The organism is Chamaesiphon polymorphus CCALA 037, from assembly GCF_003003845.1.
Taxonomy (GTDB): Bacteria; Cyanobacteriota; Cyanobacteriia; order Cyanobacteriales; family Chamaesiphonaceae; genus Chamaesiphon; species Chamaesiphon polymorphus.
The window spans coordinates 1-8,900 of record NZ_PVWO01000225.1; the positions used below are offsets into that span (position 1 = coordinate 1).

At 48.5% G+C, this 8,900-nt stretch carries 12 protein-coding genes and 1 pseudogene; 9 read left to right on the forward strand and 4 right to left on the reverse strand.

The annotated features are described in order from the left end of the window. Positions 1–59 precede the first annotated feature (59 nt). The 6 genes from C7B77_RS16735 to C7B77_RS16760 all read left to right on the forward strand — a co-directional run bounded on the left by C7B77_RS16735 (position 60) and on the right by C7B77_RS16760 (position 3,921). Positions 60–578, forward strand: coding sequence for an opioid growth factor receptor-related protein (locus C7B77_RS16735; protein ID WP_106307193.1), 519 nt, complete (start codon positions 60–62; stop codon positions 576–578). Between the two features lie 15 nt (positions 579–593). Beyond that, positions 594–1,358, forward strand: a complete 765-nt coding sequence (locus C7B77_RS16740) for a hypothetical protein (RefSeq protein WP_106307169.1) — start codon at positions 594–596, stop codon at positions 1,356–1,358. Between the two features lie 18 nt (positions 1,359–1,376). After that, a complete protein-coding gene (locus tag C7B77_RS16745) occupies positions 1,377–2,198 on the forward strand; it encodes a hypothetical protein (RefSeq protein WP_106307172.1) in 822 nt (273 codons plus the stop codon). A gap of 39 nt (positions 2,199–2,237) precedes the next feature. Continuing rightward, positions 2,238–2,849: a TIGR04282 family arsenosugar biosynthesis glycosyltransferase gene (locus C7B77_RS16750; protein WP_106307175.1), complete on the forward strand. Its 612-nt coding sequence runs from the start codon at positions 2,238–2,240 to the stop codon at positions 2,847–2,849. 52 nt (positions 2,850–2,901) lie between these two features. Further along, entirely contained in the window at positions 2,902–3,612 is a 711-nt protein-coding gene (locus C7B77_RS16755; RefSeq protein WP_106307178.1) for a TIGR04283 family arsenosugar biosynthesis glycosyltransferase, read from the forward strand. Positions 3,613–3,780: 168 nt separating this feature from the next. Further along, entirely contained in the window at positions 3,781–3,921 is a 141-nt protein-coding gene (locus C7B77_RS16760; protein WP_245894238.1) for a hypothetical protein, read from the forward strand. Here the strand turns inward: C7B77_RS16760 and C7B77_RS31470 are convergent. Continuing rightward, positions 3,907–4,053, reverse strand: a pseudogene (locus C7B77_RS31470) (aldo/keto reductase); the annotation flags it as partial. The gene C7B77_RS16760 and the pseudogene C7B77_RS31470 overlap by 15 nt on opposite strands. Before the next feature lie 32 nt (positions 4,054–4,085). Here C7B77_RS31470 and C7B77_RS16770 point away from each other — a divergent pair. Then, positions 4,086–5,090, forward strand: a complete 1,005-nt coding sequence (locus tag C7B77_RS16770; protein WP_245894239.1) for an NADPH:quinone reductase — start codon at positions 4,086–4,088, stop codon at positions 5,088–5,090. A 285-nt stretch (positions 5,091–5,375) separates the two neighbouring features. Here C7B77_RS16770 and C7B77_RS30085 read toward each other — a convergent pair whose 3' ends face one another. Next, on the reverse strand, positions 5,376–5,528 hold the full coding sequence (locus C7B77_RS30085; RefSeq protein WP_181243893.1) for a hypothetical protein: 153 nt from the start codon (positions 5,526–5,528) through the stop codon (positions 5,376–5,378). After that, a complete protein-coding gene (locus C7B77_RS16775; protein WP_106307181.1) occupies positions 5,503–6,021 on the reverse strand; it encodes a DUF4112 domain-containing protein in 519 nt (172 codons plus the stop codon). The genes C7B77_RS30085 and C7B77_RS16775 overlap by 26 nt, the downstream gene beginning before the upstream one ends. Positions 6,022–6,264: 243 nt before the next feature. Here C7B77_RS16775 and C7B77_RS30090 point away from each other — a divergent pair, with 243 nt between their 5' ends. Next, the gene (locus C7B77_RS30090; protein WP_181243894.1) at positions 6,265–6,408 is read left to right on the forward strand and encodes a hypothetical protein; all 144 of its coding nucleotides are present in this window, start codon (positions 6,265–6,267) and stop codon (positions 6,406–6,408) included. Continuing rightward, a complete protein-coding gene (locus C7B77_RS16785; protein ID WP_106307187.1) occupies positions 6,405–7,367 on the forward strand; it encodes a putative 2-dehydropantoate 2-reductase in 963 nt (320 codons plus the stop codon). Before C7B77_RS30090 ends, C7B77_RS16785 begins: the two co-directional genes overlap by 4 nt. On the opposite strand, the gene C7B77_RS16790 is transcribed toward C7B77_RS16785, so the two are convergent. Beyond that, complete coding sequence (locus C7B77_RS16790) at positions 7,347–8,759, reverse strand: cytochrome P450 (protein ID WP_106307190.1); 1,413 nt, start codon at positions 8,757–8,759, stop codon at positions 7,347–7,349. The genes C7B77_RS16785 and C7B77_RS16790 overlap by 21 nt on opposite strands. Positions 8,760–8,900 lie beyond the last annotated feature (141 nt).

Below are 8,900 nucleotides of genomic sequence, written 5' to 3' on the forward strand. Positions count from 1 at the left end.
GGCTCAGATTCATTCATCTTTTCCCCCTTATTTAGTAATTGTACCTCTTTCTATACTCTTTGAGCGGGAAGGGAGTAGTACCGTTTTATTTGGGGGAGCAGGCAGATGTGCGGGGGCGAATGATTGAGGAGATTTGGGGTTGGGATTTTGAAGACTTGGAATGCACTCACGATTATATTCAGTGGTTGTTTCCGCTGGTGGAGCGGAGTAGATTTAACGATCGTGCGCCAGTTGTGGATGCGGAAATTATCGGCGCGTTTCAAACCGATCGTAGGTTGCAGCAAAATTTACTCAAGTCGCTGGAAGTCATGTTGCGGTTTTATGGGTTGCAGTTTAGCGATCTCGTACCTAGACAAATCGAACGATCGAGTGCATATCCAACTCGCAAGCAGGAATGGATAAATGTATTCGACCACAATTATCTCCGGATTACGCGGATTTTAAAGTGTTTAATCATATTAGGCTGCGTAGATATAGCTCGATCGTTGTATAATTGCTTACAGCAGATTTATCTGGAGGAAGTCGATCGAATTAGTAGTGAAACTTTCCAATATTGGACGGATGCTGTCGAGTTATAGTTGTGAATTAAGACTGTGAAAATTGTCGATAAAACCAATATATTTTTAGAAGTATTAGACCAGAATCATAAATATTTATGGGGTCTATTGTTAGCAATACCTTTGACTGTCATCGGCTTGGGTTTGATGGCAGGAACGGCCAAGGTGACGACGCTAGAATGTCAACGATCTACAGTTGGTTCGATCGGTTGTCAGCGAACTATTACAGGGATTTTGGGTGAGGAAGAAGATGGGCTTCCTGGGGAATTACGCTCGGCTAAAGTTACCAAAACTAGTGGCATTGGCATTGTCTTGGACACTAATAAGGGCGATGTAGAAATAGCTCCATATCGGACATTTGTCAATAGCGAACACGATCGCAATGCCGCGCGGGTAAATGCTTTTCTTAAAGATAAACAACAGAATACTCTGCGTGTAGAACAGGACGATCGGCTCATCAATTCTCTGTGGAGTGGTAGTATGTTAATTGGCGGCTTGACGATCGGGTTGTTGGCGATGGCAATTCCGGTGCGGGTGAGTTGCAAATTAGATCGGCTCAGAGATCGAGCGATCGTTGATAAACAGTATTTACTACTGGGCAATCGTCAGACGGTATTAACTTTATCGGCAATCGAGCGAGCGCAAGTCAGAGAATCACTATTCGTTCGCAATCATCAACCCGTGTATAAGATCGATCTGGTTTCAGCTAACGCCAAGAACGTTTCACTGTCCATCCCCAGCAAGAATTTAGCTGAATACGAACAGATTGTCGAGGAGATCGATCGATTTATTAAAACATAGCATCGGCGGATTATTGCAATGAAAATTGTCGAACATACCGATCGATACCTGGAAATAGCCAACCACAATCGTCGCTGTCTGTGGGGGTTATTATTTGCGACTCCTTTTATAGTTGCTGGTTCGATCGCCACTGCGTTCACCGTTAAGACGACCGTACTAACATGTCAACGCGATCCTGGCGATCGAATTAATTGTCAACGCACGATTTCAGGCATTCTCGGTACCGAAAAAGAACTAATTCTCGGACACTTGAAATCGGTTAAAACGGTTACCACTAGTGCTACCGGGGTAGTGTTAGAAACTAGTGGAGGCGATGTTCCATTAGCTCCCTACAAAGCTTTTGTAACAGATAGCCAGTATCGTACTGCCGATCGATTGAATGCGTTTATAAAAAATCCCCAACAGGCGAAAATTAGCGTCGAGCAGGACGATCGCTGGATAAATTTTCTGTGGAGTGGTAATTTTATTATTGGTGGAGTAGTTAGTGGGCTATATGCTCTAAAAATTCCCCTGCAAATGAGTTGCAAGTTCCAGCAAGATCTCGATTGTCTGGCGACACGCTTTCGCGAACGAGTTACGATCGACAAAAAATATTTGCTCGGTGGCGATCGAGAAACTGTATTGCCGTTATCGACAATTAAGCAAGCTCAAGTCAGAGAATTATTATTTAGCATGAGTGGCGATCGTCAACCACTATATACGATCGATCTAGTTACCACGGATGCCAAGAAAGTTTCCCTCTCAGTATCGAGTAAAGATTCGATCGAATGTCAACGGCTGGTTAATATCATCGATCGACTCGTGCGCCAGCATAAAAGCTCGCTAGAGCGAACATCGTGATAAGCTAACTACCCAACTATCAACTATCAATTATCAATTATCAATTATCAATTAATTATTTTCACTCGCTATCCGACTCCAGGCAAGGTAAAAACTCGCCTCATTCCTGCTGTGGGAGCCGCCGCAGCCGCATCCTTACACCGTCAGATGACAGAACGTACCCTGCGCCACGCCCGAGCATTACAGGCACAAATAGCAGCAGAGATCGCGGTGCATTTTGATGGCAGCGACAGCCAGCAGATGGCTCAGTGGCTGGGTGCAGATTTAGTTTATCAGTCCCAGGGGGAAGGGGATCTAGGAATGCGGATGGATCGATCGATTTCATCGGCGCATCAACAGGGAGCCGAGCGGGTAGTACTCATCGGGACGGATTGTCCCAAACTAACTGCGGACATTTTGGCGCAGGCATTTACAGAGTTATTAGAACGGGATTTAGTGCTCGGCGCGGCACTGGATGGCGGGTATTATTTAATCGGGACGCGTCAGCCTCAGCCAGAATTATTTGTCGGTGTCGAGTGGGGTACCGATCGAGTATGGCAACAAACGATCGCGATCGCCAATCGGTTGAATTTAGAGATCGGTTATCTACCCCCACTGGCGGATATCGATCGGCCAGAAGACTTGTCTATACTAAGCGAGGTAGATTGGTAGCATCGATCCAAAGATCGATCGTAATTAAGCAACGCACAACAGCTTACATCGCATGACACAATTAGGGTTTGGCTCCAAAATCTCGATCGTCATTCCTGCGCTGAATGAAGCAGGTTCGATCTTTCAATTGCTAGATAATATTCACACCCTGCCAAATGTAGAAGTAATCTTGGTAGATGGTGGTTCGAGCGATAAGACATTATCGCTCGCCAAGGGATTTGACGTAACCGTAATTTCATCGGCAAAGGGACGCGCGCGACAAATGAATGTCGGAGCTAAAGCCGCAACGGGCGAAATCCTGCTGTTTCTCCATGCGGATACTCTTTTGCCCGTGGGCTTCGAGACGAAGGTGCGAGCGACATTACAGCCGCCGCTGGTGGGAGAAAAGCCCGTACCCATAGCGGGAGCTTTTACATTACATATCGACGCTCCACAGCAGCGTTTTCGCTGGATCGAACGGCTGGTAGCATGGCGATCGCAATCTCGACAAATGCCCTACGGCGATCAGGCAATTTTCCTAACTGCGGCAACTTTTCGCGATCTCGGCGGTTTTAAGGAGATCCCGATTATGGAAGACTTTGAACTAATCCGCCGCTTGCAAGGCTTGGGGCGAATCGAGATTCTCGATACACCCGTAGTAACATCAGCGCGTCGCTGGATCGATCGTGGCGTGTTGCAAACGACACTCATCAATCAGGCGATCGTGGCTGGTTATTTAGCAGGGGTTTCACCAACTACGCTCGCTAGTTGGTATCGTCGTTAAATTAACGCTAATCGCGATCGCCTAAGAGGGCGGGTTTGTTCTGTATCGAACAGTACAATCGATATTAGCTAGCATAAACCCGCCCCTACAGTCGATCTAGGATGCTTATATTCGCTTCCCACGCCAGCAACGCCGAATTTGCGATCGTACAGTAATGCGTCGATTCCCATGAGTCAGTTTCACTTTGCTCGTGCCTTTAAAACTGCCACCGGATCGCCGCCCCATCGTTATATCATGCAGCGGTGGATCGAGCGATCGAAAGTTCTGCTATCGGTAACGCGGTTGTCAGCAGCAGAAAGGGAACTGTGATTCGGGACGGCTGAAAGCTTTCAATCGATCGATCGATTCGGTAGGGATCTCAAAATCCAGTGCTTTGAGATTGTCCTCCAACTGGGATAATTTGGTTGCGCCGATGATGACTGACGCAATCCCAGGACGATCGCAATGCAAAGCATAACAGGAATTAATCAGCTATGAACCAACCAACAATGCCAGCAGCTTGGTACGATCGACAAGGGGAAGCCAGTGAGGTGCTACAAGTCGGCGAACTACCCCTGCCGGAACCAGGTGTGGGTGAAGTCAGGGTGAGAATCCATGCTTCTGGCGTAAATCCATCCGATACCAAAAGTCGAGCTGGCTGGGGTGGTATTGTCAAATCTTTCGATCTAATAATTCCCCATCAGGATGGTGCGGGTGTAATCGAAAGCGTCGGTGCAGGCGTATCGCCAACGCGCATCGGCGAACGAGTTTGGATCTATGAAGCGCAATTAGGACGACCGTTTGGCACAGCCGCAGCATACGTCGTGGTACCCGATCGCCAAGCAGTGCATTTGCCTGACAATACTAGCTATGCTGAGGGAGCTTGCTTGGGTGTGCCAGCAATGACGGCTCATCGGGCAGTATTTGCCGATGGTGATGTCCGCGATCGCATCATGCTAGTAACAGGCGGAGCCGGAGCGGTCGGTAATTATGCGGTGCAATGGGCAAAGTGGGGTGGTGCAAAGGTTATCGCGACAGTCAGCCGTCCCGAACAAGCAGAAATCGCCACGACTGCTGGGGCTGACTACACGATCGATTACAAGCGCGAAGATGTCGTGCAACGAATCCGCGAAATTACAGGCAAAGAACGTGGGATCGATCGAGTTGTCGATGTGAACTTTGCCGCAAATATGGCGATTTCCGATGCCACATTACGTACCAATGGCGGTGTCGCGCTCTACGCTGGCAATCCCGGCGATCTGCTGAGCGTACCGCTATTACCGTGGATGCTCCGTAACATCACGATTCGGACGATCTTGGTGTATACGATGCCCCAAGCTGCCAAAGCAGCCGCCATTCGCGACATTACCACCGCACTGGAAACTGCCGCGCTCCGCCACAATATCGCCAGCACATTTTCACTGGAACGAGTGGCAGCCGCGCATACAGCCCAAGACAGCGGACAGGCGATCGGTAAAATCGTTATTGATATTGCTTAAAAATTTGAGTTCGATTTTCTTTCTGTGCAAGATGATAACTTCCTAAAAAACAGTAATTAACAATGGTGTTGACGATCTGAACTGCGGGGATAAATTAGAGGATATTTGACAAGATTTTTTGTACTCGATCGTAGATCTGAAGCCCTCTGAATCTTCCTTTAAAAGCAGGGTGAATGAGTTGTCAATATAGCAAATCTGAAATCCTAGTGCTTAGTCTGCAACCATCCTGACTGTCTAAGGCGGACAAGGGGAATTTCTAGGGTTCGCGATTAACGGGTTAGACTCTTACAATGTCGATCGCAACCGATCGACGATCGCCACGATCGATTTATCCATCACATCCACTCGATCGTAGAAATCAAACTTGCTCGATTCTACTAGTAAAAGCGTAGATAGTGGGGTGCTATCTCCTCTACCCTCTAATCCAATTAGCCACAAAACTCCAGAACGCAACGGTGGCGATGCCCATGGCTAGAGCGAGCGAGATGAGGAGGACTATTAACAACGCGATAAATAATTTATCGGTTTTGCGACTAGTTGCTGGGGGTGCTTGGATGTGACTTTCCACAATTTGCAGATTGCGGATGTTGGCTTTGGAAAATACATCAAAAACATCGCCCAATACTGGTACCGTACCCACCAGAGTATCGATCGCGATATTTCCGACCATTTGCATCAATGCTTCGCGGGGTAAACCCATCCGGGCGGCTTCGATAATAATATAACCGGATAAAGCCGCGCTGACTGTATCGCCACCGCCAGGAATTAAGCCTAAAAGCGGATCGATACCGATGCGTTGTTTGGTACCGGGAATGACGATCGCACCATCGAGTAATTGACCGATCTGGCGCATCCGTTTCAATTTCGGTGCGTGATGAGCCAGATGAGTTTCGGTGGCTAAATTAGTGTTGTCCTGTCTTGCATCAGCCATAGCTATGTTTTGAGGGTTAGGGGTTGGGAGTTGGGAGTTGGGAGTTGGGAGTTAGTATTTTAAACTAATGCTGTTTTGTCTTAGTTATCTCAATCGATAGTAACGGTCGAATTTTTTACAACCTACTTTGCTCTCGATCGTATTTCGAGATAGGATCGGCAAGTTAGCAAGCTACACCCTTGTCACCTAAAAAATAGACGATCGATCCCCCAACCTGCAAGCCACGATTCCTTACTCCCTGTCTTGTCTCGCTGCTTGTTGCGCTGTCTTGTCTCGATCGCGCTAAACCATCGGCTTTGCCGAGGAGCGCGCATCCGCAAACCGTCGGGAAATAAAGGCGTGCGCGAGCCGCAACTCCCAACTCCCAACTCCTCACTCCCATCATGAGAACTTACGCAATTGTCGGAACGGGTGCGCTCGGAGGCTTTTATGGTGCCAAACTCCAAAGAGCTGGTTTGGACGTGCATTTTTTGCTCAACAGCGATTACCAGCATGTCAAACAGTCGGGACTGGTAATTGAATCGATCGATGGTGACTTCACTTTACCATCTGTCAATGCTTACGATCGAGCCGAGCGAATGCCTGCTTGTGATGTGGTCGTCATTTGTCTCAAGACTACTCACAATCGGCTCTTACCCAATATCTTACCCACTTTAGTCAAACCAAATTCAGTCATTCTCGTCCTCCAAAATGGGCTGGGGACTGAAGCTGAAATCGCCCAAATCTTGCCCCACCACTCAGTTGTCGGTGGATTGTGTTTTATCTGCTCTAATAAAGTTGCCCCCGGACGCATCCACCATCTCGACTATGGTGAAATCAAGCTGGGTGCCTATGCAGATGGCTATCAAGCCATGCCAATTACGCCAATGATGGCAGAGATCGCCGCCGATTTTCGGGCTGCTGACGTGGCAATTTCTCCGTGTGCCGATCTGCTCCTCGCTCGGTGGCAAAAACTGGTCTGGAATATTCCCTATAATGGCCTCTCCGTCGTCCTCGATGCTACTACCGATCGATTGATGGCCGACCCCCATACTAGCGCGCTGGTGGCACAACTGATGCACGAGGTGAAACTAGCCGCTGGTGCCTACGATCGCGATATTAGTGAGGAATTTATTCACCAGATGCTGGCATATACCCTTAAGATGACACCCTATCGCACGAGTATGAAGATCGACTACGACGCAGGTAAACCTCTAGAAATCGCGGCAATGTTCGGCACGCCGCTTCAATTTGCCCGCGATCGAGGTGTAGAATTGCCCCTAATTGGCATGTTATACCAGCAACTCCAATTCTTAAATGCCGCCACAGAGCGACGTCGCGAGAACTCAACTGTCGATCGTGTTTGAGCTGGAGAATGACTTACTCGCACTTGCCAACTGCTGGGGCACTCGCTGACTTTTTACCAGGAGCTGAATGGGGCGTTCTGGTGCTGTCACCAAACCACGACGCTTAGGATAGATATCTCGCTTATCTACCAATTCCAATTCCCACCCAGACAGGATCTTGGCGAGGGCGAGTTTTAGTTCCATCATCGCAAATGCACTGCCGATACAACGTCTGGCACCACCGCCGAATGGTAAAAACTCAAACGGTGAAAACTGTCGCTCTAAGAAGCGTTCGGGTTTAAACTCTTGGGGTTGGGGATATAAATCTTCCCGTTGGTGGGTCGAATAAATCGATCCCATTACAACTGTCTGGGGTAGAATTTCTCGTCCGGCAAGCGTAACTGTCTTATTGCTAAGGCGCGGGAATGTCAGCATCGCTACGGGATAAATTCGTAGCGTCTCGTTACAAACCGCATCTAGATAGGGTAATTTCGCGATCGAGTTAAGATCGCAAGCCCCGTTCAAACCATCGAGTTCGGCGAGCAATTTTGCCTTAACTGCGGGCAATTTATGAATCCAATATAACGCCCAAGCCAAGGCGGTGGCTGTCGTTTCGTGTCCCGCCGTCAGCAGCGTTAGCAATTCGTCGCGCAATTCGACATCAGTCATCGCTTCACCTGCTTCGTCCCGTGCGGACATCAACAGGCTAAGAATATCCGTCCGTGCGGGATCGGGATGCTGCCGTCGCTCCTGAATTTCGGCATAGAGCAAAGCATCTACCGCCCGCTGCTTGCGCTGCAAAACCGCCCAAGGGCCAATTCCACCAAATTCTTGTTGGAGGCTGGGCACGTATAACATCGCCACCAACATTGGAGAGCTACCTCGATCTAGCAGTTCTCCTAATAGCTGTTCTAGTTGTTCGGCGCGCTCTCCCTGATATAACCCGAATACTGCTTGCATAATCGTTCGCAGGGTAATCTGTTGGGTAATCGTCCGCACGTCGAAAGTTTGACCGATTTGGATTCGATCGAGCGTTTCGGTAGTTACTGTGTTGATGACATTAGTATAGGTGCGCATTCGATCGCCATGCAATGAGGGCATCATGAGCTGTCGCTGGCGTTGATGTTGCGCTCCACTCAAGCTAATTACCGAGTTTTCGCCCAGCAATGCTCTAAATATCTCGTTCAGCTCACCTGGAGCCTGAAAATCGGTTCTGGTATCTTGAGTTAAAATTTGTTGTATGGCTTGGGGATTGCTGACAAATACTAGCTTAGGTTTATTTTTGCCTAGCATCGCCAGCGTATATATGTCTCCATAACGGCGAACGCAGTCATCCATGAAGGACATGGGGCTAAAAACCCATTGCATCAGTTGGACGAAAGCTGGGGTTTGGGGGCCTGGAGGTAGTTGCATAGTCAATACTTTCTTAATAAATCTATAGATATTATAATCCTGACTAAATTACCCCATCTCGGTGGTGCTTAGTTTTGAGTTACTGGTGCTTGGAGAACCCGGATCTGGGGGAGGCCCCCCCCAGACCCCCCGTTGAGGGGC

Bases quoted from the DNA above. Each gene is read 5' to 3' on its own strand.
- C7B77_RS16775 (WP_106307181.1), bottom strand. From the start codon at position 6,021: ATGGCTGATGCAAGACAGGACAACACTAATTTAGCCACCGAAACTCAT.
- C7B77_RS16785 (WP_106307187.1), top strand. From the start codon at position 6,405: ATGAGAACTTACGCAATTGTCGGAACGGGTGCGCTCGGAGGCTTTTAT.
- C7B77_RS16770 (WP_245894239.1), top strand. From the start codon at position 4,086: ATGAACCAACCAACAATGCCAGCAGCTTGGTACGATCGACAAGGGGAA.
- C7B77_RS16760 (WP_245894238.1), top strand. From the start codon at position 3,781: ATGAGTCAGTTTCACTTTGCTCGTGCCTTTAAAACTGCCACCGGATCG.
- C7B77_RS16745 (WP_106307172.1), top strand. From the start codon at position 1,377: ATGAAAATTGTCGAACATACCGATCGATACCTGGAAATAGCCAACCAC.
- C7B77_RS16790 (WP_106307190.1), bottom strand. From the start codon at position 8,759: ATGCAACTACCTCCAGGCCCCCAAACCCCAGCTTTCGTCCAACTGATG.
- C7B77_RS16755 (WP_106307178.1), top strand. From the start codon at position 2,902: ATGACACAATTAGGGTTTGGCTCCAAAATCTCGATCGTCATTCCTGCG.